Source organism: Bradyrhizobium sp. WSM1253, from assembly GCF_000244935.1.
GTDB classification, from domain to species: Bacteria; Pseudomonadota; Alphaproteobacteria; order Rhizobiales; family Xanthobacteraceae; genus Bradyrhizobium; species Bradyrhizobium canariense.
On record NZ_JH600073.1, the window covers coordinates 2,437,522 to 2,457,568 of the forward strand.

The 20,047-nt window shown below is 63.8% G+C and carries 26 protein-coding genes; 12 read left to right on the top strand and 14 right to left on the bottom strand.

Features of this window, described 5'->3' with window-relative positions; translation table 11 throughout:
- Positions 1 to 17 precede the first annotated feature (17 nt).
- The 3 genes from BRA1253DRAFT_RS13130 to BRA1253DRAFT_RS13140 are packed head-to-tail and all read left to right on the top strand — an operon-like array spanning position 18 to position 1,434.
- Positions 18 to 602 (top strand): phosphatase PAP2 family protein, encoded by a 585-nt coding sequence (locus tag BRA1253DRAFT_RS13130; RefSeq protein ID WP_007594765.1) that lies wholly within the window; start codon positions 18 to 20, stop codon positions 600 to 602.
- Entirely contained in the window at positions 599 to 946 is a 348-nt protein-coding gene (locus tag BRA1253DRAFT_RS13135) for a DUF3147 family protein (RefSeq protein ID WP_007594767.1), read from the top strand. Before BRA1253DRAFT_RS13130 ends, BRA1253DRAFT_RS13135 begins: the two co-directional genes overlap by 4 nt.
- Positions 946 to 1,434, top strand: coding sequence for a DUF3147 family protein (locus tag BRA1253DRAFT_RS13140; protein WP_007594768.1), 489 nt, complete (start codon positions 946 to 948; stop codon positions 1,432 to 1,434). Before BRA1253DRAFT_RS13135 ends, BRA1253DRAFT_RS13140 begins: the two co-directional genes overlap by 1 nt.
- Here the strand turns inward: BRA1253DRAFT_RS13140 and BRA1253DRAFT_RS44440 are convergent.
- Entirely contained in the window at positions 1,431 to 1,598 is a 168-nt protein-coding gene (locus BRA1253DRAFT_RS44440; protein WP_007594771.1) for a hypothetical protein, read from the bottom strand. The two genes, BRA1253DRAFT_RS13140 and BRA1253DRAFT_RS44440, sit on opposite strands and share 4 nt — an antisense overlap.
- A 176-nt stretch (positions 1,599 to 1,774) precedes the next feature.
- Between BRA1253DRAFT_RS44440 and BRA1253DRAFT_RS13145 the strand changes: the two genes are divergently transcribed.
- On the top strand, positions 1,775 to 2,023 hold the full coding sequence (locus tag BRA1253DRAFT_RS13145) for a hypothetical protein (RefSeq protein WP_007594773.1): 249 nt from the start codon (positions 1,775 to 1,777) through the stop codon (positions 2,021 to 2,023).
- 137 nt (positions 2,024 to 2,160) lie between these two features.
- On the opposite strand, the gene BRA1253DRAFT_RS13150 is transcribed toward BRA1253DRAFT_RS13145, so the two are convergent.
- The 3 genes from BRA1253DRAFT_RS13150 to BRA1253DRAFT_RS13155 form a co-directional block, all read right to left on the bottom strand.
- Entirely contained in the window at positions 2,161 to 2,367 is a 207-nt protein-coding gene (locus tag BRA1253DRAFT_RS13150) for a hypothetical protein (RefSeq protein WP_007594775.1), read from the bottom strand.
- 78 nt (positions 2,368 to 2,445) lie between these two features.
- Complete coding sequence (locus BRA1253DRAFT_RS45870; protein WP_007594777.1) at positions 2,446 to 2,577, bottom strand: hypothetical protein; 132 nt, start codon at positions 2,575 to 2,577, stop codon at positions 2,446 to 2,448.
- A 105-nt stretch (positions 2,578 to 2,682) separates the two neighbouring features.
- Positions 2,683 to 2,877, bottom strand: coding sequence for a hypothetical protein (locus BRA1253DRAFT_RS13155; protein WP_007594779.1), 195 nt, complete (start codon positions 2,875 to 2,877; stop codon positions 2,683 to 2,685).
- A gap of 96 nt (positions 2,878 to 2,973) precedes the next feature.
- Between BRA1253DRAFT_RS13155 and BRA1253DRAFT_RS13160 the strand changes: the two genes are divergently transcribed.
- Positions 2,974 to 3,486 (top strand): DUF4142 domain-containing protein, encoded by a 513-nt coding sequence (locus tag BRA1253DRAFT_RS13160; RefSeq protein WP_007594781.1) that lies wholly within the window; start codon positions 2,974 to 2,976, stop codon positions 3,484 to 3,486.
- A gap of 5 nt (positions 3,487 to 3,491) precedes the next feature.
- Here BRA1253DRAFT_RS13160 and BRA1253DRAFT_RS41430 read toward each other — a convergent pair whose 3' ends face one another.
- Entirely contained in the window at positions 3,492 to 3,788 is a 297-nt protein-coding gene (locus BRA1253DRAFT_RS41430) for a hypothetical protein (RefSeq protein WP_007594783.1), read from the bottom strand.
- A gap of 274 nt (positions 3,789 to 4,062) precedes the next feature.
- Here BRA1253DRAFT_RS41430 and BRA1253DRAFT_RS13165 point away from each other — a divergent pair, with 274 nt between their 5' ends.
- Both BRA1253DRAFT_RS13165 and BRA1253DRAFT_RS13170 read left to right on the top strand, forming a co-directional pair.
- Positions 4,063 to 10,350 carry a HAMP domain-containing protein gene (locus BRA1253DRAFT_RS13165; RefSeq protein ID WP_007594784.1) on the top strand — a complete coding sequence of 2,096 codons (6,288 nt, stop codon included), beginning with the start codon at positions 4,063 to 4,065 and terminating at the stop codon, positions 10,348 to 10,350.
- 13 nt (positions 10,351 to 10,363) lie between these two features.
- Positions 10,364 to 11,854, top strand: coding sequence for an HWE histidine kinase domain-containing protein (locus tag BRA1253DRAFT_RS13170; RefSeq protein ID WP_007594786.1), 1,491 nt, complete (start codon positions 10,364 to 10,366; stop codon positions 11,852 to 11,854).
- Here BRA1253DRAFT_RS13170 and BRA1253DRAFT_RS13175 read toward each other — a convergent pair.
- Complete coding sequence (locus BRA1253DRAFT_RS13175; protein ID WP_007594788.1) at positions 11,851 to 12,072, bottom strand: hypothetical protein; 222 nt, start codon at positions 12,070 to 12,072, stop codon at positions 11,851 to 11,853. The genes BRA1253DRAFT_RS13170 and BRA1253DRAFT_RS13175 overlap by 4 nt on opposite strands.
- Before the next feature lie 138 nt (positions 12,073 to 12,210).
- On the opposite strand from BRA1253DRAFT_RS13175, the gene BRA1253DRAFT_RS13180 reads away from it, so the two are divergent.
- Both BRA1253DRAFT_RS13180 and BRA1253DRAFT_RS13185 read left to right on the top strand, forming a co-directional pair.
- Complete coding sequence (locus tag BRA1253DRAFT_RS13180; RefSeq protein ID WP_007594789.1) at positions 12,211 to 12,468, top strand: hypothetical protein; 258 nt, start codon at positions 12,211 to 12,213, stop codon at positions 12,466 to 12,468.
- Positions 12,469 to 12,563: 95 nt separating this feature from the next.
- Positions 12,564 to 12,812 (top strand): hypothetical protein, encoded by a 249-nt coding sequence (locus BRA1253DRAFT_RS13185; RefSeq protein ID WP_007594791.1) that lies wholly within the window; start codon positions 12,564 to 12,566, stop codon positions 12,810 to 12,812.
- Between the two features lie 130 nt (positions 12,813 to 12,942).
- Here BRA1253DRAFT_RS13185 and BRA1253DRAFT_RS13190 read toward each other — a convergent pair whose 3' ends face one another.
- Both BRA1253DRAFT_RS13190 and BRA1253DRAFT_RS13195 read right to left on the bottom strand, forming a co-directional pair.
- Positions 12,943 to 13,152: a hypothetical protein gene (locus BRA1253DRAFT_RS13190; protein ID WP_007594793.1), complete on the bottom strand. Its 210-nt coding sequence runs from the start codon at positions 13,150 to 13,152 to the stop codon at positions 12,943 to 12,945.
- Positions 13,153 to 13,170: 18 nt separating this feature from the next.
- The gene (locus BRA1253DRAFT_RS13195; RefSeq protein WP_007594795.1) at positions 13,171 to 13,392 is read right to left on the bottom strand and encodes a hypothetical protein; all 222 of its coding nucleotides are present in this window, start codon (positions 13,390 to 13,392) and stop codon (positions 13,171 to 13,173) included.
- Between the two features lie 115 nt (positions 13,393 to 13,507).
- Here BRA1253DRAFT_RS13195 and BRA1253DRAFT_RS13200 point away from each other — a divergent pair, with 115 nt between their 5' ends.
- Both BRA1253DRAFT_RS13200 and BRA1253DRAFT_RS13205 read left to right on the top strand, forming a co-directional pair.
- Positions 13,508 to 13,702 (top strand): DUF3072 domain-containing protein, encoded by a 195-nt coding sequence (locus BRA1253DRAFT_RS13200; protein WP_007594797.1) that lies wholly within the window; start codon positions 13,508 to 13,510, stop codon positions 13,700 to 13,702.
- Between the two features lie 86 nt (positions 13,703 to 13,788).
- Positions 13,789 to 14,094 (top strand): DUF6496 domain-containing protein, encoded by a 306-nt coding sequence (locus BRA1253DRAFT_RS13205; RefSeq protein WP_007594799.1) that lies wholly within the window; start codon positions 13,789 to 13,791, stop codon positions 14,092 to 14,094.
- Between the two features lie 6 nt (positions 14,095 to 14,100).
- Here the strand turns inward: BRA1253DRAFT_RS13205 and BRA1253DRAFT_RS13210 are convergent, their stop codons facing one another.
- The gene (locus BRA1253DRAFT_RS13210) at positions 14,101 to 14,463 is read right to left on the bottom strand and encodes a hypothetical protein (protein ID WP_007594801.1); all 363 of its coding nucleotides are present in this window, start codon (positions 14,461 to 14,463) and stop codon (positions 14,101 to 14,103) included.
- 266 nt (positions 14,464 to 14,729) lie between these two features.
- On the bottom strand, positions 14,730 to 16,268 hold the full coding sequence (locus tag BRA1253DRAFT_RS13215; protein ID WP_007594812.1) for a Do family serine endopeptidase: 1,539 nt from the start codon (positions 16,266 to 16,268) through the stop codon (positions 14,730 to 14,732).
- Positions 16,269 to 16,478: 210 nt separating this feature from the next.
- On the opposite strand from BRA1253DRAFT_RS13215, the gene BRA1253DRAFT_RS13220 reads away from it, so the two are divergent.
- Positions 16,479 to 17,315, top strand: coding sequence for a universal stress protein (locus BRA1253DRAFT_RS13220; RefSeq protein ID WP_007594814.1), 837 nt, complete (start codon positions 16,479 to 16,481; stop codon positions 17,313 to 17,315).
- Between the two features lie 114 nt (positions 17,316 to 17,429).
- Here BRA1253DRAFT_RS13220 and BRA1253DRAFT_RS13225 read toward each other — a convergent pair whose 3' ends face one another.
- The 4 genes from BRA1253DRAFT_RS13225 to BRA1253DRAFT_RS13240 form a co-directional block, all read right to left on the bottom strand.
- Complete coding sequence (locus tag BRA1253DRAFT_RS13225) at positions 17,430 to 17,642, bottom strand: hypothetical protein (protein WP_007594821.1); 213 nt, start codon at positions 17,640 to 17,642, stop codon at positions 17,430 to 17,432.
- 229 nt (positions 17,643 to 17,871) lie between these two features.
- On the bottom strand, positions 17,872 to 18,609 hold the full coding sequence (gene rpe / locus BRA1253DRAFT_RS13230; RefSeq protein ID WP_007594829.1) for a ribulose-phosphate 3-epimerase: 738 nt from the start codon (positions 18,607 to 18,609) through the stop codon (positions 17,872 to 17,874).
- Positions 18,606 to 19,541 (bottom strand): CbbX protein, encoded by a 936-nt coding sequence (cbbX, locus tag BRA1253DRAFT_RS13235; RefSeq protein ID WP_007594831.1) that lies wholly within the window; start codon positions 19,539 to 19,541, stop codon positions 18,606 to 18,608. Before cbbX ends, rpe begins: the two co-directional genes overlap by 4 nt.
- A 98-nt stretch (positions 19,542 to 19,639) precedes the next feature.
- Positions 19,640 to 20,047: a ribulose bisphosphate carboxylase small subunit gene (locus BRA1253DRAFT_RS13240; RefSeq protein WP_007594833.1), complete on the bottom strand. Its 408-nt coding sequence runs from the start codon at positions 20,045 to 20,047 to the stop codon at positions 19,640 to 19,642.

Consider the following 20,047-nt stretch of genomic DNA (forward strand, 5'->3'; position numbering starts at 1 on the left):
ATCACGCTTGCAGACCGATGGCATTGGTAGAGGTCAAACCCAGCCGGATCGATACCGCGATCGCGGATACGATCGCTGATCACACCAATTCAGGCGTCGAGCACACGGCGCAGACATTGACCTGGGCCGCTGACGAGCACGTGCTGCTCGCACTGGCCGCAATAGGGTGGCTCTATACTCATATTCGGCAGCCGCAACAGCGGCCCGTGGCAAACCACGTCCTGGCCGTGTCGCTCGCGACGGCCGCCCTGCCGCATATCCTGAAATCCGTGTTCGATCAGACCAGGCCAGACCGGCTGACCATACGCGGGCACGGGCATGGAGTACCCGTCTCAGGACGAGCGCGCGACGCGTTCCCGTCCGGTCACGCGGTCCATATGGGCGCTCTTGCCTCGGCGGCGGGCTTGCTGCCGAAGACGCCGCGCCGATTGCTGCGCACGGTTGCGATCGCGCTGTCACTGACACGGATCGCAGTGCTCGCGCACTGGGCAAGCGACGTGGTCGCAGGCTTTGCGCTTGGCGCGGCCGTAGAGAGACTCTTGCGGCCATGGACACTGACGCAATCGTTCCGCAAGCAAGTCAATCGGCGGGAAAAGCCGTGACCGAATATCTCGTGCGCTTCATCGCCGGTGGCATCATCGTCTCCGCCTTTGCGATCTTGGGCGATATGCTCAAACCCAAAAGCTTTGCGGGGTTACTCGGCGCGGCACCGTCGGTCGCACTGGCGACGCTCGGCATCGCCGTCGTCCAGCACGGCCCGCAATATGCTGCGGCCGAAAGCTGGACGATGATCTATGGCGCGGTCGCGCTCGGCTGCTACAGCGTCGTCGTCTGCCATCTGCTGATCAGATACCGTGTGTCCGCGCTGCCCGCGACCGTCCTCGCTGTTATCGTGTGGCTTGCGGTCGCCTTCGGCCTGCTCGCCGGCTTCGGAGGTACGGCCTGATGCCGGTCAAGCTGTCGCTCTCCGCGCTCAAGCAGACACGCTGGTACGAATACGGCATTCGTTTCCTGCTCGGTGGCCTGGCGACCGTGCTCACGGGGGTTCTGGGAGCGCGCTTCGGTGTGTCCGTCGGCGGACTTTTCCTTGCGCTTCCCGCCATCTTCTGCGCGAGCGCCACGCTGGTCGAAAGCCATGAACGCCGCACCAAGGAGAAGGCCGGCCTCAGCGGCACGCGCCGCGGGCAAGAGGCCGCCGCGCTCGACGCGGCTGGCGCCGCCTGGGGAAGCATCGGTCTCCTGGCATTCGCCGCCGTCTTTCATTTCACCGTGGCCGCGAGCGCTCCGGGCGCTTTCGCTGCCGCGTTGATAGTCTGGACCATCGTTTCGGTCTGGGCCTGGTGGCTCAGGCGCAAGCTTCGCATCGTCTCCCGCAAATCGCACCGATCAGCCCATTCGCCATCGTCAAAGGGCTCTCCCCTTGCGAAGCGCTAGCCCGCTTTGGCATGCGTTGACGGCTGCAATCTCGGCGGTTGAAGGCCCGGACTGTTGGCCCAGCGCTCGACCTGCTCGATGACCTTCTGGTGGCTGGGGCGCACCGGCTTGGGTGCCGCGCTCTCGTCGACATGTTTGCGGGGCAATGTGACTTCGCTCGTCATGAGGTCTCTCCCATTTGCCGGGAGCATACACCTGCCAAAGGGCCCTTGCATCATATAACATATTGATTTTGTTGTATTTTTTGGCTAACTTGGCGCCATAGCCGCATCTTGTGGAACCGCGGTGGAATGAGTTCGTTGAGTAAACTGCTCAACTTGCTCATTTTGGGTGATTGATCATGAACGACCTTCGCGCCGAGCGGCTCCAGGTCATGCTGTCACCGGAAGAACTGGCCGCGGTCGACGACTTCCGGTTCAAACATCGCATGCCGACGCGAGCCGCGGCTGTGCGCGAGCTCCTCAAGCTCGGCCTGGCCACCGCCGCTGTCGATGCAGGGCCTAATGTCAAATCGAGCAGGTTCGGGGTTTTCGGGCGCGGCCCGGACGGCCATACGCAACCGCATCCGCAGCGCGACGCCGAGGATTAGTCCAGCCTGATGCTCAAGCAAACGGCCCCGGCACGGGGTGCCAGGGCCGTCCTTGGAGATTGCTTCCGGATCACCGGGGGCATGACAGCCGGAAGCAATCCCTCGACTCTTTGCGTGCGAATTCGTTCCTGATGGAATTAGCCGCTCGGGGCGTCGCCGGAATCATCCGGCGCCATGCCGGAGCCGGGCGTCTTGCTGTTGTCGTTCAGTTTGGGATCGCGCGTGGCCTCACGAGAGGGCGAGCCCTTTGGCTCCGACTTGTGCACGGTCTGCGCACGCTGCTTGTCCCGCGGCTGCTGTTCACCGCGTTGATCTCTGATGATGCCTTGGTCGGAATGGGCCATGATAGCTCTCGCCTCTTTGCTGTCTCGAAGCGCTTACGCGCCGGAGCGTCGAAGGTTCCGACCCGCGAGATCAGACTGCTAACTATGCGTCGAGTGCACCGGGGCCGATGCATTTTCGTGATGCACCTGCCGCACCGTCGTCACGGTGGCGAACGCGACCGACACGCCAAAGGCGAGGATGAGCGAAAGAAGAGCCAGACGTGGAGCCATTGCAAAAACCTCCTGGAATAGGAAATCAACGCGATCGACTGTTACGAATGACCCTGCTTGCTGTCCGTGAGCAGTCTCACACGCAGATCCACGAAAACGACAGCGCTACGCGTCCTGCTTTTGAAGCCTGCGGGCCGGAACGGGCGGCACCTCGCCGTCGAGCCAATCCTGCTCGTCGGCAAGTGCCGTCCACGCATTCGCCATGCGCAGAAAACGATTGTGTGCCGGCTGCCCTTCGGCCCTCTCGGCGAGCTGGAGGCAGTTGTCGGCGTTATTCCTGAAGATCTCGGACTGTTTCATCAGTATGAATTGGGGACGGAACCGTCGCGTCGCAACCGCCCTTACCGGATCGTAACATCTGCGGAACTTTCGACCGCCGTCCGCCTTGGATATCCCATGCGGATTCTTCTCGCGATCGTTTTGGCATTCGTCAGCACGGCAGCGCTTGCCGACAGCACCGGGGAGCGAAGGCCGGGCGGCCGCACGCCGACCGCAACCGAGACCATCAGTGATCTCTACACTTTCAGCCGCTTCCAGCAGGGTCTGCTGGAGAGCACCGACCTCAAGGGCAATGCCGAGGTCAAGAACCTCGCCGCCCTGCGTGCCGAAGAAGCGGCCAGGCGCGACAAGGCCCTGAAGCCAATTCAGGAAGCGATCGGCACCGAACCGCGCGTCACCAAGACGACGCCGGCGAGCGCGAGCCTGGTCGAGCCCGAAACTTCGGACGGACCGAGTTTTGTCAGAAGCTTCTATGCAGCACAGATTCCCGAGTATGAGTCGGTAATCGACCTGCTCGAACGCTATCTCAAGGCGCCCGACAATGCCGCGCTTGCAGCGTTCGCGCGCGAGCAACTCCCGATGTTGCGCTCGCAGGTCAAGGACGCCGAGCGCACCATGGCAGACAAGTAGACCGTTCACTTGTCGCTGGGATGACTTTGCTGGCTCTCCGGCCGCACGGTGCGGTTGCTCTCCGGCATCCTGTCGCGGCCGGCATCCCCATTGTCATCCTTGCCGCCCGAACTCGACGTGCCGCTACCGCTGGGATTAGACCGGGTTGACGTACCCGTGGTTGGTGTGTCCGCACGTGGGGTGGCGGAGCTTGCGGCGGGATCGCCGGTGACGGCCCCACGGCCGCTGGGGGCCCCGCCCTGCGCGAACGCCGATCCGGCCAACAACATCACGGTCCCGATGACGGCAAATCCTGCTTTCATGTGCGCTCTCCCTCCATCTGCGGGCTAACGGCACGCCCGGCGCTCCGTTCCGGAAGGCAGATAACCAAGTCGCTGAAAACAAACGGCCGGCCCGGAAATACTGGAACTGGATGGAACCATTCCGAGGGTCGCACTTAGGTTAATCGGGCTGAGCAAAGCAGGTTCCACTTCCTGGCGCCGTGACGTTGGCGCTTGATTTCGAATTTGGCTGACGCTCTATTTTGATAATCCGCGTCTTGCCTGGGAATCGGCTGACGCCTGCGGGGGAATCAGTATGAGCGACCTCGATCCCGGATCTGCATCACGTTCCGGTCGTCGCGTTCCAAAGCCAAAAACCAACGGCATGTCGGAGCCCGATTCCCGGGCAGAATTGCTGCTCGCCCTGCAGGCCATGCGCAACGGCGATTTCTCCGTGCGCATGAGCGGCGACTATCTCGGCATCGACGGCAAGCTCGCCGACACTTTCAATGACATCATCGCCGCCAATCAGCGCATGGCGCAGCAGCTCGAGCTGGTCGGCCAGGTCGTGGGCCGCGAGGGCAAGACGCGACAGCGCGTGAAGTTTGGGCTGGCCTCCGGCTCCTGGGCCGACATGGAAGGCTCGGTCAACACGCTGATCGACGATTTGCTGTGGCCGACGCGCGAGGTGACGCGCGCGGTCGCGGCCGTGGCGCAGGGCGACCTGCTCCAGACCGTCAAGCTCGACGTCGATGGGCGTCCCCTGCGCGGCGAATTCCTGCAGTCGGCGACTATCGTCAACACCATGATCAAGCAGCTCGGCGTGTTCACCTCCGAGGTGACGCGCGTGGCGCGCGAGGTCGGCACCGAAGGCAAGCTCGGCGGCCAGGCCCAGGTGCCTGAGGTGACCGGCGTCTGGAAGGATCTGACCGAGAGCGTCAACTCGATGGCGAACAACCTGACCAATCAGGTTCGCAACATCGCCGAGGTGACGATCGCAGTTGCGAACGGCGACCTCTCGAAGAAGATCACGGTCGACGTCCGCGGCGAGATCCTTCAGCTCAAGGAAGCCATCAACACGATGGTGGACCAGCTCCGTTCCTTTGCCTCGGAAGTGACGCGCGTGGCGCGCGAGGTCGGCACCGACGGCAAGCTTGGCGGCCAGGCCATCGTGCCAGGCGTCGCCGGCACCTGGAAGGATCTCACCGATAGCGTCAATGCGATGTGCGGCAACCTCACCGCACAGGTGCGCAACATCGCCAACGTCACCACCGCCGTGGCGCGCGGCGACCTGTCGCGCAAGATCACGGTCGACGTGCGCGGCGAGATCCTGGAGCTGAAGGACACCATCAACACCATGGTGGACCAGCTCAACTCGTTCGCCTCGGAAGTGACGCGCGTGGCGCGCGAGGTCGGCACCGAAGGCAAGCTCGGCGGCCAGGCCCAGGTGCCGGGCGTCGCCGGTACCTGGAAGGACCTCACCGACAACGTCAATTTCATGGCGTCGAACCTCACCGCGCAGGTCCGCAACATCGCCGATGTCGCCACCGCCATTGCGAGCGGCGACCTGTCGAAGAAGATCACGGTGAACGTCTCGGGCGAAATCCTTCAATTGAAGGAAACGCTCAACACCATGGTCGACCAGCTCAACGCCTTCGCCGGCGAAGTCACGCGCGTCGCGCGCGAGGTCGGCACCGAGGGCCGGCTCGGCGGCCAAGCCAACGTGCTCGGCGTCGCCGGCACCTGGAAGGACTTGACCGAGAGCGTCAACTCGATGGCCTCGAACCTCACCGCGCAGGTCCGTAACATCGCCGAGGTGACGACCGCGGTCGCGGGCGGCGATCTGTCGAAAAAGATCACGGTCGATGTCCGCGGCGAAATCCTGGAGCTGAAAGACACCATCAACACCATGGTGGACCAGCTCAATGCCTTCGCCGGTGAAGTCACGCGCGTGGCCCGCGAGGTCGGCACCGAAGGCAAGCTCGGCGGCCAGGCCCAGGTGCGCGGCGTCGCCGGTACCTGGAAGGATCTCACCGACAGCGTCAACTCGATGGCCTCGAACCTGACCGGCCAGGTCCGCAACATCGCCGAAGTCGCGACCGCGGTCGCCAAGGGCGATTTGTCGAAGAAGATCACCGTCAACGTGTCAGGCGAAATCCTTCAGCTGAAGGAAACGCTCAACACCATGGTGGACCAGCTCAACGCCTTCGCCGGCGAGGTCACGCGCGTCGCGCGCGAAGTTGGCACCGAAGGCAAACTCGGCGGTCAGGCCGAAGTGCCCGGCGTCGCCGGCACCTGGAAGGACCTCACCGACAGCGTCAACTCGATGGCGGGCAACCTCACCGCCCAGGTCCGCAACATCGCCGAAGTCGCGACTGCGATCGCCGGCGGCGACTTGTCGCGCAAGATCACCGTGGACGTGCGCGGCGAGATCCTTCAGCTCAAGGACACGCTGAACACGATGGTCGACCAGCTCAACCGCTTCGCCGGTGAAGTGACGCGCGTCGCGCGCGAGGTCGGCACCGAAGGCCGGCTCGGCGGTCAGGCCAACGTGCCCGGCGTCGCCGGCACCTGGAAAGACCTCACCGACAGCGTCAACTCGATGGCGGGCAACCTCACTGCCCAGGTCCGCAACATCGCCGAAGTCACCACTGCCGTGGCGCGCGGCGACCTCTCGCGCAAGATCACCGTCGACGTCCGTGGTGAGATTTTGGAGCTGAAGAACACCATCAACACCATGGTGGACCAGCTCAACGGCTTCGCCGGTGAAGTGACGCGCGTCGCGCGCGAGGTCGGCACCGAAGGCAAGCTCGGCGGCCAGGCCGAAGTCCCCGGCGTTGCCGGCACCTGGAAGGATCTCACCGACAACGTCAACTTCATGGCCTCGAACCTGACGGCGCAGGTCCGCAACATCGCCGAGGTCGCGACCGCGATCGCCGGCGGCGACCTGTCGAAGAAGATCACGGTGGACGTGCGCGGCGAAATTCTGCTGCTCAAGGACACCTTGAACACCATGGTCGAGCAGCTTCGCTCCTTCGCCGCGGAAGTGACGCGCGTCGCACGTGAGGTCGGCACCGAGGGGCGGCTCGGCGGCCAGGCCGTCGTGCCCGGCGTCGGCGGCACCTGGAAGGACCTCACCGACAACGTCAACCTGCTGGCCGCGAACCTCACCACCCAGGTCCGCAACATCGCCGAAGTCACCACCGCGGTGGCGCGCGGCGACCTGTCGCGCAAGATCACCGTCGACGTGAAGGGCGAAATCCTCGAGCTCAAAAACACCATCAACACCATGGTGGACCAGCTGAATGCGTTCGCCGGCGAAGTCACGCGCGTTGCGCGCGAGGTCGGCACCGAAGGCGAACTCGGCGGCCAGGCCCAGGTGCCCGGCGTCGCCGGCACCTGGAAGGATCTCACCGACACCGTCAACTTCATGGCGGCGAACCTGACCGAGCAGGTCCGCGGTATCGTCAAGGTGGTGACCGCGGTCGCCAACGGCGACCTCAAGCAGAACCTCACCGTGAAATCGAAAGGCGAGGTCGCCGCACTCGCCGACACCATCAACAACATGACCGAGACGCTCGCGACCTTCGCCGACCAGGTGACGTCGGTGGCGCGCGAGGTCGGTGTCGAGGGCCGGCTGGGCGGTCAGGCCGACGTGCCCGGCGCCGCCGGCACCTGGAAGGATCTCACCGGCAACGTCAATTTGCTGGCGGCCAACCTCACCTCGCAGGTGCGCGCGATCGCGGAAGTGGCGACCGCCGTGACCAAGGGCGACCTGACGCGGTCGATCCAGGTCGACGCCCGCGGCGAGGTCGCGGAGCTGAAAGACAACATCAACACGATGATCACCAACCTCCGTCTCACGACGGACGTGAACACCGAGCAGGACTGGCTGAAGACCAATCTGGCGAAATTCACCAACATGCTTCAGGGCCAGCGCGACCTCACCACCGTCGGTCGCCTGCTGTTGACCGAATTGTCGCCGCTGGTGAACGCGCATACCGGCGTGATCTATCAGGTCGAGAACGAAGACAATCCGCGGCTCCTGCTGCTTGCCTCCTATGCCGGCGACGGCGTCTATCCGTATCCGCGCGTGCTGCCATTCGGCGACGGCCTGATCGGCCAATGCGCGCTCGACCGGCGCCCGCGCGTAATTGCGGACATTCCGCCCGACGTGGTGCCGATCAATTCGGCGCTGCTTCGCGTCGCGCCGAAGAACCTCGTGGTGCTGCCGGTGCTGTTCGAAGGCCAGGTCAAGGCGGTCATCGAGCTCGCCTCGCTCACCTCCTTCACGACCTCGCAGATGACCTTCCTGGAGCAGCTCACGGACTCGATCGGCATCGTGCTCAACTCGATCGAGGCGACGATGCAGACCGAAGGCCTGCTCAAGCAGTCGCAGCAGCTCGCCGGCGAGCTCCAGACCCAGCAGCGCGAATTGCAGCAGACCAACGACCAGCTCGAACAGAAGGCGCAGCAACTCGCCGAGCGCAACGTCGAAGTGGAGCGCAAGAACCAGGAGATCGAGCAGGCCCGCCGCGCCCTGGAGGAAAAGGCGACCGAACTCGCGCTGACCTCGAAGTACAAGTCCGAATTCCTGGCCAACATGAGCCACGAGCTGCGCACGCCGCTGAACTCGATCCTGATCCTCGGCCAGCAGCTCACCGACAATCCGGACGGCAATCTCACCGGCAAGCAGGTCGAATTCGCCCGCACCATCCACGGCGCCGGCACCGACCTACTCAATCTCATCAGCGACATTCTCGATCTCTCCAAGATCGAGTCCGGTACGGTGACGGTCGACGCCGAGGAAATCCTGACCGCGAACCTGCTCGAGACGGTCGGGCGGCCGTTCCGTCACGAGGCGGAGAACCGCAATTTGTCGTTCAAGATCGACGTCGATCCGAATCTCGCGCGCAGCCTCGTCACCGATTCCAAGCGCCTGCAGCAGGTTTTGAAGAACCTGCTCTCCAACGCCTTCAAGTTCACCGCCGAAGGCGAGGTGCGCCTGAAGGTCGCCGCAGCGGTCGGCGGCTGGGGCACGGATCATCCGGTGCTGAATTCGGCGCCGGCCGTGATCGCATTCGAAGTGTCCGACACCGGCATCGGCATCCCCCTGGAGAAGCAGAAGCTGATCTTCGAGGCGTTCCAGCAAGCGGATGCCGGCACCAGCCGCAAATATGGCGGCACCGGCCTCGGCCTTGCGATCAGCCGCGAGCTCGCAAGCCTGCTCGGCGGCGAGATCCACCTGCGCAGCTTGCCGGGCAAGGGCTCGTGCTTCACGCTTTACCTGCCGCTGAAATATTCCGGCCCGACGCTCGCGCCCCGCGCGACGCCCCAACAAAGCCAGCCGCCGGCGCTGCAGCCCGCTACAGCCGAACCGCAGCGCGTCATCGAGCAGCTTCCCGACGACCGGCTCAACCTCGAACCCGGCGACAGTATCCTCCTGATCGTCGAGGACGACCCGCACTACGCACGCGTGCTGGTCGACCTCGCGCGCGACAAGGGATTCAAGGTGCTGGTCGCCGCACGCGGCGCGGAGGCGCTGGAGCTAGCAAAGCAGTACCAGCCGAGGGCCGTGTCGCTCGACGTATTCCTGCCGGATATGCTCGGCTGGACCGTGTTGAGCCAGCTCAAGCACAATCCGCTGACCCGCCACATCCCCGTGCAGATCATCACGCTCGACGAGGACCGCCAGCATGCGCTGGCGCGCGGCGCCTTCTCCTTCGTCAACAAACCGACGACGACCGAGGGCGTTTCGGCCGCGCTGACGCAGATCAAGGAATATGCGCGACCGCGGCGCAAGCGGCTGCTGATCGTCGAAGACAACGAGGCCGAGCAGCTCTCGATCCGCGAACTCCTGCATCACGACGACATCGAGATCGTGACGACCGGCACCGGTGCCGACGCGCTCTCGATGCTGCGTGAGACCCCCTGTGATTGCGTCGTGCTCGACCTGCGCCTGCCCGACATGACCGGCTTCGAGGTGCTGGACCAGATCCGCAACGACGAGGCGCTCTCGAACGTTCCGGTCGTCGTCTTCACCGGCCGCGAGCTGTCGGCCGAGGAAGATGCGGAGCTCCACACCATGGCGCGAAGCATCGTGGTCAAGGGCGTGGAATCGCCGGAGCGCCTGCTTGACGAGACCGCGCTGTTCCTGCATCGCGTGATCACGGAGTTGCCGGTCGAGAAGCAGCGCATGCTCGAGAAGCTGAACAGTTCCGACGAAGACCTGATCGGCAAGACAGCCCTGCTCGTCGACGACGACGCCCGCAACATCTTCGCGCTGTCGAGCGTGCTGGAGCGGCGCGGCATGAAGGTGCTGACGGCCACGACCGGCAACGAGGCGGTGACCTTGGTCGAATCCAACCCGGAGATCGCCATCGTGCTGATGGACATCATGATGCCGCAGATGGATGGCTATCAGACCATCGGCGTCATTCGTGAAAATCCGACCTTCGCCCGTCTTCCGATCATCGCGTTGACGGCCAAGGCCATGAAGGGCGACCGCGAGAAATGCCTCGAGGCCGGCGCGTCCGACTACCTCGCCAAACCCGTCAACACCGATCAATTGCTGCTTGCAATCCGCATGTGGCTGCACCGCTGAGTTGGATGCCCGTATGGACCACGAAAAGGTCAACATCCTCCTCGTCGACGACCAGCCGGCCAAGCTGCTCGCCTATGAGGTGATCCTGAAGGATCTCGGCCAGAACCTCGTGATCGCCTCGTCCGGTCGCGAGGCTCTCGAGGTGCTGCTCAAGACCGAGATCGCGGTGATCCTGGTCGACGTCTGCATGCCCGAGCTCGACGGCTTCGAGCTCGCCGCGATGATCCGTGAGCACCCGCGCTTCCAGAAGACCGCGATGATCTTCATCTCGGCCATTCAAGTCAGCGACATCGACCGCCTGCGCGGCTACGAGATGGGCGCCGTCGACTACGTCCCGGTCCCCGTCGTGCCGGAGGTGCTGCGCGCCAAGGTCAAGGTGTTTGCGGAGCTCTATCGCAAGACGCGCGAACTCGAACGACTGAACCAGGATCTCGAGGACCGCGTGCGCGCACGCACCGCCGAGCTGGAGAATTCCACTGCAAAGCTGCGCGAGAGCGAAGAGCGGCGCAGCATGGCGATCGCCGCCGGCAAGATGGGTTCCTGGGACTGGGACTGGATCACCGGCGACTGGATGTGGGACGAGGGACAATACCGCATCTTTGGTGTTGGGCCGGAGAGCTTCGCGGTGAATCCGGCCAACGTTCAGGCGCTGTTGCATCCGGATGACGTCGATCAGTTGCGCAAGGCGATCGCCGAATTCAACAAGGGCACACGCTCCTATGAAACGGAGTTCCGCATCGTGCGGCCCGACGGCGATGTGCGCTGGTGTGTCGGCACGGCCGCCGCCACGGTTGACGATAGTGGTCGGGTGATGCGCGTCAGCGGCGTGACGGTGGATATCACCGAACGCAAGCGCGCCGAGGAACGGCAGACTCTCCTGGCGCGGGAAGTCGATCATCGCGCCAAGAATGCGCTGGCGCTGGCGCAATCGATTGTGCGCCTCACCCGCGCCGACGAGGTCAAAGCCTATGTCAGCGCCGTCGAGGGACGCATCAATGCACTGGCGCGCGTGCATACGATCCTGTCACTGTCGAGCTGGCAGGGTGCCGAACTCTCGAAGCTGATCGACGAGGAGCTTGCGCCCTATTCCCTCGGCGGCCAGATCAAATTGGCGGGGTCCGAAGTTCAGTTGCTGCCGGCGACCGCCCAGACGCTGGCGCTGGCGCTGCACGAGCTTTTCACCAACTCGGCGAAGTATGGCGCGCTCTCGACGCGGACGGGACGGCTCGCAATCGGCTGGCAGGTCGAGCACGAGCTGCTCACGCTCACCTGGGAGGAATCCGGCGGCCCGCTCGTCATGACGCCGAAATCCCGCGGCTTTGGTACGCGGAGCCTGCTTGCGAGCGTCGAGTCCCAGCTCGGCGGGCAGGCGCGATTCGATTGGCGCGCCGAGGGTCTGTTGTGCCGGCTCGAGGTGCCGCTGGTCCGCAAGACCGCCGCGACGACCACGCCCGGCAACTTCGAAGCCGCGAGCTCCGCCGAATTGCAGCGCGCGTCCGGTTAACCGGAGGCCGCACTCTTCCTGCGCTGCGTCGTTTGCGGTTCGCGCGCGACCCGCCCTTCGAGCCAGGCTTCCGTTTGGGCGAGATCGCGCAGCGCCTTGGCATAGCGGCGCGCCGCGCTTCGCTCCGCGCCGCGGGGCAGTTTGCGCGCTTTGCGGAGGATGTCCGCAGCAGCGTTGCGATAAGCCAGAGAGCGATAGAGAAAGACCACCTTACCCATATCGAATGTTCCCGTGTTGCAGGGTCATTCTCGCCCACCCGGCATGAACGTCGGATGAAGCGGGCGATAACGATTCCTTCATGCGGATGGAACCGGCGCGTGTCGCAGGCGTTGCTTGCGAGATTGGGATAGAGTTCCATGCGCGCGAAGAAGTCGTCGGACCTGATCTCTCCCAGCGGGCTCGTCAAGCTGATGACGCACGCGATGATGGGCGCAGCCTTGGGACTCGCTTTCAGCCTCTTGCTCGTGCTGTCCAATCCCGGCGTCGCCAATTTGCTGAGTCACGGCGGAAGGCAGGCCGTTGTCGTTTTCGCCCTCACATTGGTGACGACGTTCGCGATCGGCGCAACACTGACCGGGGTCGTATTCATCCTCGAAGAGGACAAGCAATCTTGAAGGATGCGTGCTTTACCGGAACTCCTTTGTTCGGAACTCCTGCGACCAATGGCAGTTGGCTGCCTGCGTCAATTCAACTCAGGGAGTTCCCGCATATGAAGACCACCAAGCTCGCTCTTGCCGTGATGTTGGCAACCGGCCTCGCCGCCGCACCGTTCGCCGTGCAGGCCAAGTCGCACAAGGCAAAACACGGATCCTCGATGTCATCGTCGCAGACCACCACGGGCGCCAACACCAAGTCTTCCAAGGGTGCTGATCCCTCCGGTCAGGGCGGCTCCGGCCCCGGCTCCGACCAGGGCGGCACCATGACGAACAACAAGGGCGGCATGAGCAACACCAAGTAGGTGTTCCCCGAAATCATGAAGGCCCCGCGATCGCGGGGCCTTTTGCTTTGGTGTTCAAACGAACTTTTTCCCAGGCCGCTTCGTCAATATGCGGTATCGACGAGCCCGGCACGTCGCGTTGCGCCAAGGCTCAGCTACGATGGATGCCCAGGATGCCAGGATGAACGCCGGCAGGATCTGATTTCACCAGATGATCGAGCCGTGCCCGCTTGCGGGCGATCAAGAGCTGGGCCGCGGCGTCGTCGAGCCCCTCGCGTTGCAGCTGCCGGATCGCAGAGCCCAGTTCGAGAATCTCGGCGCGCAGCTTTAGAATCCGGTACACATCCGGGTCTTCCTCCACCGTGCGCTCCCAAAGCTCTCAGCGGCGCGCGACCACGCGCAGAGGACTACCTGCTGCCTTCGCGGAACGAAGGCGCATCCTATCGCGGACATTCGGCAGGACATCGCCGCCACCTGCAGCCTTCCATTCGCCGATCAGCAGATTGATTTTCCGGCGCAGATCCATCTGCGCCAGGGCCTTCTCCGTGCAGTCGCGATCGCGCTCGACGAGTTCGCGGACGGACACCTCGATATCGGCCATTTCCAACCTCAAGGCGCTGATTTTATGTCGAATTTCATTAATTCTATTGTCCATGACTTGTTAGAACAAAATAAGAACATATAGTCAAGTCACGATTTCAGAAGGGAGAAGCGATATGCAGGTTCAGGGTAGATACGACGCCAAAGCTTTCCTCACCGAGCAGATGACGCGGGCGCAGGGCCTCCGGCTGAAACGGCTGAGCGAAGAGGCATATCAACCCGCGCAATATGCGCGGGATCTGTCCTCCAGCGAGGCAGCGCGGCGCATTCAGGTGCTGGAAGCGGAGATCGAGCTGGCGGATTCCTTCTAGGCTAGGCCGCGTATCCCCCCACGTTGCTTGCGCTTTCGGAACTATGCCTGTCTCGGATTGTTTTCCCAGGCCAAGGGAGAACATGCATGGCACGCAAGGCAAAGAAGCGCCGCTACTCGCGCAGCTCCGGCAGCGATGTCGAAGGCGAGATGAAGCGCTACAAGCAGGGGACCGCGAAAAGCGGACCTGGCGGTCGAGGCGGACGCGTGAAGAGCCGCAAGCAGGCGATCGCGATCGGCCTGTCGAAAGCGCGCAAGAAGGGCAAGAAGGTCCCGAAGAAAGCCGCAAAACGGAAGTCGTCCAAGAAGACATCAAAGAAGACATCTCGGAAAACTTCCAAGAAGAGTTCGAAGAAAACGTCGAAGCGCAAATCCTCCAAACGGTCGCGCTGACCTCCGTCAGATCATGCTGCCCGGCATGAAGCAGCGGATCGACACACCGAACGCGGTCTTCACCGGCCACACCATGGTGCGGCCGGCCCGGTTCGGCTCGGTGATCACGGCTTCGTCCGGTACCTCGACCCATTCGCCGTCGAGCCGCACGCGATAATGTCCATTGTGCGAGTCCCAATCGGGATCGGCGACGGCAAACCCGTCCGCATCCGAGCAGCACGGACCGAGATGGCTGCGCAGGCCGTCGAACCACGGCTTGAGAGGTGAGTCCGCGTAGCGGCCGTCGTCACGCCCGAGAGCGTTTCCGCCCCACAGCACGAACGGCGCCACGAGCAGCGCAGCCGTCAGCGAGAGCTTCAATCGATCCATGTCGGCACCGATCAAATACGAATTGCCGGCCGGCTCAGCGGCGGCAAGTTCGAAGTTCCACGCTTGCAATCGTCGGCGGCTTCATTGCCGCCGAGTCCATACGAGATCCGTAATTGTGATGAACGAACACGGCTTTTTCGGACGAACCGGGTCATCCTCCCTGCCGTTAACGAGAATGTTATCGGCGGGCATCCGAAATCCTGAAGGCGAACAGGAAAGGCGGCCCGTAGGCCGCCTTTTTGGAGTTGCGCCGATCGACGTTCGACTTATGCGAGCGGCACCGCCACGAACCGCGTCGCCTGCGCGCTTCTGACCTGCAGCAGCACGCTGCGCTTGCCGGACGATTTCGCCTGCGCCAGCTCCGAACGGACATCGCCGATATTGGCGACGGCCTTGCCCCCCACATTGAGGATGACGTCGCCGGTCTGGATGCCGCGCTGCGCGGCCGGACCTTGCGGATCGACTTCGGTGACGACGACGCCCTTCTGGCCGGCGCCCTGGACGTCGCCGGCCGGAGCCAGGCTGAGGCCAAGACGCGGCGGCATGCCGGCATCTGGCTGCGACTTGCCCTCGTCGGCTCTAGCCTGTCGCTCGTTCGGCAACTCGCCGAGCGCCAGTGTCACCGTCTTGTTGTCGCCCTTGTGGACGACATCGAGCTTCACGGACGTGCCTGGCGCCAGGGTGGCGATGGTGCGGGCGAGATCGCGGGAATCCTTGATCGCGGTGCCATTGACGGCGGTGATGACGTCGCCCGCCTCGATGCCCGCCTTCGCTGCCGGGCTGCCGTCCTGCGGATTGTCGACGATCGCGCCGCGCGCCTCCTTGAGGCCGAGGCTGTCGGCGATATCCGACGTCACCGGCTGCACCTGCACGCCGAGCCAGCCGCGTGTGACCGCGCCCTTGTCCTTCAACTGTGCGACGACGAGCTTTGCGGTCGAGGCCGGAATGTCGAAGCCGATGCCGACCGAGCCGCCGGAGGGCGAGAAGATCGCAGTGTTCACGCCGATCACGTTGCCATTCATGTCGAAGGCCGGGCCGCCGGAGTTACCCTTGTTGATCGGCGCGTCGATCTGGATGAAGTCATCATAGGGACCGTTGCCGATGTCGCGGCCGCTGGCCGAGACGATGCCGGCGGTCACGGTGCCACCGAGGCCGAAGGGATTGCCGACCGCGACCACCCAGTCGCCGATACGCGGCTTCTGGTCGGAGAATTTGACGAACGGAAAATCCTTCTTTCCCTCGACCTTGATCAGCGCGAGGTCCGTCTTCGGATCGGTGCCGACCACTTTCGCGCTGTAGATCGCGCCGTCGTCCATCGTCACTTGCACCGACTCGGCGTGATCGACGACGTGGTTGTTGGTCACGGCGTACCCGTCCGCTGAGATGAAGAAGCCGGAGCCCTCACCCGTGATCATCTGGCGGTGCTGGCGCGGCATGCCTTCCATGCCACCCGGGCCGCGGAAGCCGAATTGCCGTGAGAACTGGTCAAACGGCGATGCTTCGTCCGAATCCATCCGGTTCTGTTGCAGCATCGCGCTCTTGTCGTTGTCCTGGTCGATCCTAACCCGCACCGAGATGACGGCGGGTTTGACCTTGCTGACGAGGTCGCCGAAGCCCGGCGGCGTCGCGGCGCTCTCCGCGGCCTGGGCGGGCGCAATGAAGGAGGTTGCGCCGAACGGCGAAGAGCCGGGAGCAGTCGCCAGCACGGCCAGGCCAAGCGCGGCCACGGTGCCGAGCAGCGCGAGTCGGCGCGGTCTGAGGATCTTGCGGGACGCGGTGGTGTCGGAATTGACGTGATCGTTCATGTCGATATGTCCATGTTCGGTAAGTCGCCTTGGACCCAACATGGTGGTCGCCACCTTACAGCGTCCCGTCCACGCGATTAAATCTTGGCAAAGTAGCCGGGGCCGGCGACACGGCCAAAAGTCGAGACTGCACGTTTGATGCAGCTCAACGCGGGCCCTGCGCACCGTGAAAGACTGCAGCCACCGGATGATGTCCACCGGAGGCGCGTCATGTACAAAGACATTCTCGTCCACATCCCTACCGAGCGGCCGATGCGCCCGGTGATCGATGGCTCGATCTCACTCGCAGCGGGCCTCAACGCCCATCTCGACGCAGTCGCGGTTGGTTATGTGGCAACCAGTGCAGCCTACGTCATGGAGGGCGGCGCCGCCGTGGCGGCGGTGTTCGAGATGGAGCGCGAAAGCGCAGTGGAGAGGGCCGAGGCGGCGCTCGCGGTGTTCAAGAGCGAAGCGATGAACGCCGGCATTTCCTACACATGCCACCCACTCGGGGCGATGCCGGGGGATGCGGTCGGGTTGCTTGGCGAGATGGCGCGGCTGCACGATCTCAGCATCGTGCTCCAGCCGGATCCGGCGCAAGGCTCACTCGACAACGATGTGCCCCGCGAGATCCTGTTCCAGGCGGGCGGGCCGGTGCTTTTCCTGCCCTACACCTTCCATGGAGCGTTCAAGGCGAAACGAATCGGCATCTGTTGGGATGGCAGCCGCCTCGCCGCGCGCGCCATGCGCGACGCCGCACCATTCCTGGCTCGCGCCGAGGAGATCGTGATCATTGCGATCAACGAAACAGACATGGTTCCCGACGAAGTCTCGACGCGCAATCTGGCAAGGCACCTCGGCCGGCGCGGACTGTCGACCCGCACCGTCAACCTGTCGGCGGCGCGCTCCGACATTCAGCCGACCATGCTGTCGCTGGCAGCCGATGAGAACCTCGATCTTCTGGTCATGGGCGGCTACGGCCATTCGCGACTGCAGGAGCGGTTCCTCGGCGGCGTCACCCGCGCCATGCTGGAAGCCATGACCGTTCCGACGCTGATGTCGCATTAATCGAGGGACGACCAGGTCGGGCCGGTCACAAGACCTGTCGTTCGGGCCGACAACCGCGTCCTTGAGCGGTGCCGGCACCGGCAAGTTCAGGTCATCTTCGAACGAGTTGGACCGTCACGCCGCAGCGGGTCTCTCCCACGCCGTGGCCTCGACGCCGTCCTCGTCGTGTTGCGCATTGCACGCGTCGAAATGCGCCTTGAGTTCGACTTCGGCGAGATATTCGAAATGTTCGGCCTGGCCGAGCAGTTCCCAGCTCTGGAGCGGCCGGTAGGCGGCCTGCTGACGACAGAGGGACGCTAGCGCGCGGTAGCGACGTACGTTGTCCATGAGACCCTCCCTCGCATTCACAGAGCTTATTGCCCTTATTTGCGTCAGGGCGATGGCGGTTGTGCAAAAGATTTGCTGCGCCCGCCGCGCGCTTGACCCGCTTGATTCTAGGCAAACGCGTGTTGGGCCGAAAGTTCCAATCAGCGTAGACTCAATATGTCTGGTGGAAAGTGGCAGGCCCTGGCACAGCCCATTCGGGTACCGGCTCGCTCCGCCTGTATCCGGTAGCCTACCGGATGAGCGCGGGCTCACCGGTCCGGATCGTCTGCGCCGAACTATGTTGCAGCTCCGGAACCCTGCCGGCTTCCGCAGCAGCGCGGATGGCGGCGATGTTGCCGGCATAGTCTGCGCTGCTCTTGCCGCGAAACACGGCGGAGCCCGCCACAAGCGTATCGGCACCCGCAGCGGCCACGGCAGCGGCATTGTCGCGCGTGATGCCGCCGTCCACCTCGAGCCGAATCGACCGGTCGCCGATCATGCTTCGAATCCGCCCGATCTTCTCGAGCTGGGACTCCAGGAAGGACTGGCCGCCAAAGCCCGGATTGACCGTCATCACCAGGACGAGATCGAGACGATCGAGCACATATTCGATCGCGCTTTCGGGAGTGGCGGGACACAGGCTGACACCGGCTTTCTTACCGAGCGCGCGGATGGCCTGGAGCGAGCGATCGAGGTGCGGACCGGCTTCGGCATGCACCGTGATGAGATCCGCGCCGGCCTTCGCGAACGCCTCGAGATAGGGATCGGCCGGCGCGATCATGAGATGCACGTCGAATATTTTCTTCGTCAGCGGCCGGATCGCCTTGATGACGTCCGCGCCATAACTGATGTTCGGAACGAAATGTCCATCCATGACGTCGCAATGAATCCAGTCGGCACCCGCAGCGTCGATCGCCGCGATCTCCTCGCCGAGGCGGGCGAAATCCGCAGCCAGGATCGACGGCGCGATGAGGATTTCTCTGGTCATGGCTTCGCACTCCCCTGCGCGTCCGCAACGCCGCTAAACACGCGGCTCGCCAGGACGTCCATGGGATCGATCGTTTCGAGGTCGGCGATCTCGAGCATGCGATCGAGATCGGATACCAGGCGATCGGCCTGCCGCAGGCGGATGCGGTCGACGGCATTGCGGATCGAGCGTGCATTCGAAAAGAACGGCTGGGTCCGGCGTAGCGCAATGTATTTCTCGAAAGCTTCGCGCGCCGCCGCCGACAAGCGATAACCCCGTTCCTTCAGCATCAGCTCCGCGATGACGAGCAGCTCGGCTTCCGCATAGTCCGGAAAGTCGATGTGATGGGCGATGCGCGAGCGGAAGCCGGGATTGGAGGCGAAGAAGCTGGTCATTCGCTCGCCATAGCCGGCAAGGATCACGACGAGGTCTTCGCGCTGGTTCTCCATCACCTGGAGCAGAATCTCGATCGCCTCCTGGCCGTAGTCGCGCTCGTTGTCGGGACGGTGCAGATAATAGGCCTCGTCGATGAACAGCACGCCGCCCATCGCCTTCTTCAGGATCTCCTTGGTCTTCGGCGCGGTGTGGCCGATATACTGGCCGACGAGATCGTCGCGCGTCACCGAGATCACCTGCCCGCGCCGCACGAAGCCGAGGCCGTGCAGGATCTTTGCCATGCGGAGCGCAACGGTCGTCTTGCCGGTGCCGGGATTTCCGGTGAACGACATGTGCAGCGTCGGCGGCGACGAAGCCAGTCCCGCACGCTGCCGGATACGTTCGATCAGCAAGAGCGACGCGATCTGGCGCACGCGGTTCTTCACCGGCTTCAATCCGATCAGCTCCTGCTCGAGCTGTTGCAGCGTGCCGGTGATTCCAGCCGCTTCGGCCTCCTTGCGGAGATCGAAACTGGTCTCGCCGGGTTCAGTGGTCATTGCGTGGGGAACATCCAGCATCGGCACCTCGAAGAAAAGGGCTTCGCCGCGGGGGAGCGGCGAAGCAGTGGTCCGCCAAGGAAACGGAGCAGGGAGTGCTCCGCGCGGAGGAGAATGAGTTAGGTTGGCGCGTGCGCGGGCTGCCGACGCACGGTGGTGTAGCGGATCGCGCGTCCGCCCACCTCCTGCCGCACCAGTTCGAACTCGGCCTCCTGCGGCGGGCGGTTGACGATGAACGAGATCCGCACCGACTCCCAGCCGTGGCTGGAGTCGAAGCCGCTGAGACGGATGTAACGGTCGCCATACACTCTGCGGCATTCGGCGAGCTCCATCATCACGCCGGCGGCGTCCTGGAGATCGAACATTGGCAGGCCCCACATCTCCCAATAGGTGTTGCGGGGATGCGGATCGTCGGTGAACTCGATGTTCACCGCCCAACCGTTGGTCAGGCAATACTGCACCTGCTTGGTGATCTGGTCGTCGGTCAGATCGGGCAGGAACGAGAAGCAGCCTTGGGTCAGCTTCAT

Bases quoted from the DNA above. Each gene is read 5' to 3' on its own strand.
- BRA1253DRAFT_RS13130 (WP_007594765.1), top strand. From the start codon at position 18: ATGGCATTGGTAGAGGTCAAACCCAGCCGGATCGATACCGCGATCGCG.
- BRA1253DRAFT_RS13140 (WP_007594768.1), top strand. From the start codon at position 946: ATGCCGGTCAAGCTGTCGCTCTCCGCGCTCAAGCAGACACGCTGGTAC.
- BRA1253DRAFT_RS44440 (WP_007594771.1), bottom strand. From the start codon at position 1,598: ATGACGAGCGAAGTCACATTGCCCCGCAAACATGTCGACGAGAGCGCG.
- BRA1253DRAFT_RS13145 (WP_007594773.1), top strand. From the start codon at position 1,775: ATGAACGACCTTCGCGCCGAGCGGCTCCAGGTCATGCTGTCACCGGAA.
- BRA1253DRAFT_RS13150 (WP_007594775.1), bottom strand. From the start codon at position 2,367: ATGGCCCATTCCGACCAAGGCATCATCAGAGATCAACGCGGTGAACAG.
- BRA1253DRAFT_RS45870 (WP_007594777.1), bottom strand. From the start codon at position 2,577: ATGGCTCCACGTCTGGCTCTTCTTTCGCTCATCCTCGCCTTTGGCGTG.
- BRA1253DRAFT_RS13155 (WP_007594779.1), bottom strand. From the start codon at position 2,877: ATGAAACAGTCCGAGATCTTCAGGAATAACGCCGACAACTGCCTCCAG.
- BRA1253DRAFT_RS13160 (WP_007594781.1), top strand. From the start codon at position 2,974: ATGCGGATTCTTCTCGCGATCGTTTTGGCATTCGTCAGCACGGCAGCG.
- BRA1253DRAFT_RS41430 (WP_007594783.1), bottom strand. From the start codon at position 3,788: ATGAAAGCAGGATTTGCCGTCATCGGGACCGTGATGTTGTTGGCCGGA.
- BRA1253DRAFT_RS13165 (WP_007594784.1), top strand. From the start codon at position 4,063: ATGAGCGACCTCGATCCCGGATCTGCATCACGTTCCGGTCGTCGCGTT.
- BRA1253DRAFT_RS13170 (WP_007594786.1), top strand. From the start codon at position 10,364: ATGGACCACGAAAAGGTCAACATCCTCCTCGTCGACGACCAGCCGGCC.
- BRA1253DRAFT_RS13175 (WP_007594788.1), bottom strand. From the start codon at position 12,072: ATGGGTAAGGTGGTCTTTCTCTATCGCTCTCTGGCTTATCGCAACGCT.
- BRA1253DRAFT_RS13180 (WP_007594789.1), top strand. From the start codon at position 12,211: ATGCGCGCGAAGAAGTCGTCGGACCTGATCTCTCCCAGCGGGCTCGTC.
- BRA1253DRAFT_RS13185 (WP_007594791.1), top strand. From the start codon at position 12,564: ATGAAGACCACCAAGCTCGCTCTTGCCGTGATGTTGGCAACCGGCCTC.
- BRA1253DRAFT_RS13195 (WP_007594795.1), bottom strand. From the start codon at position 13,392: ATGGCCGATATCGAGGTGTCCGTCCGCGAACTCGTCGAGCGCGATCGC.
- BRA1253DRAFT_RS13200 (WP_007594797.1), top strand. From the start codon at position 13,508: ATGCAGGTTCAGGGTAGATACGACGCCAAAGCTTTCCTCACCGAGCAG.
- BRA1253DRAFT_RS13205 (WP_007594799.1), top strand. From the start codon at position 13,789: ATGGCACGCAAGGCAAAGAAGCGCCGCTACTCGCGCAGCTCCGGCAGC.
- BRA1253DRAFT_RS13210 (WP_007594801.1), bottom strand. From the start codon at position 14,463: ATGGATCGATTGAAGCTCTCGCTGACGGCTGCGCTGCTCGTGGCGCCG.
- BRA1253DRAFT_RS13215 (WP_007594812.1), bottom strand. From the start codon at position 16,268: ATGAACGATCACGTCAATTCCGACACCACCGCGTCCCGCAAGATCCTC.
- BRA1253DRAFT_RS13220 (WP_007594814.1), top strand. From the start codon at position 16,479: ATGTACAAAGACATTCTCGTCCACATCCCTACCGAGCGGCCGATGCGC.
- BRA1253DRAFT_RS13225 (WP_007594821.1), bottom strand. From the start codon at position 17,642: ATGGACAACGTACGTCGCTACCGCGCGCTAGCGTCCCTCTGTCGTCAG.
- rpe (WP_007594829.1), bottom strand. From the start codon at position 18,609: ATGACCAGAGAAATCCTCATCGCGCCGTCGATCCTGGCTGCGGATTTC.
- cbbX (WP_007594831.1), bottom strand. From the start codon at position 19,541: ATGCTGGATGTTCCCCACGCAATGACCACTGAACCCGGCGAGACCAGT.
- BRA1253DRAFT_RS13240 (WP_007594833.1), bottom strand. From the start codon at position 20,047: ATGAAGCTGACCCAAGGCTGCTTCTCGTTCCTGCCCGATCTGACCGAC.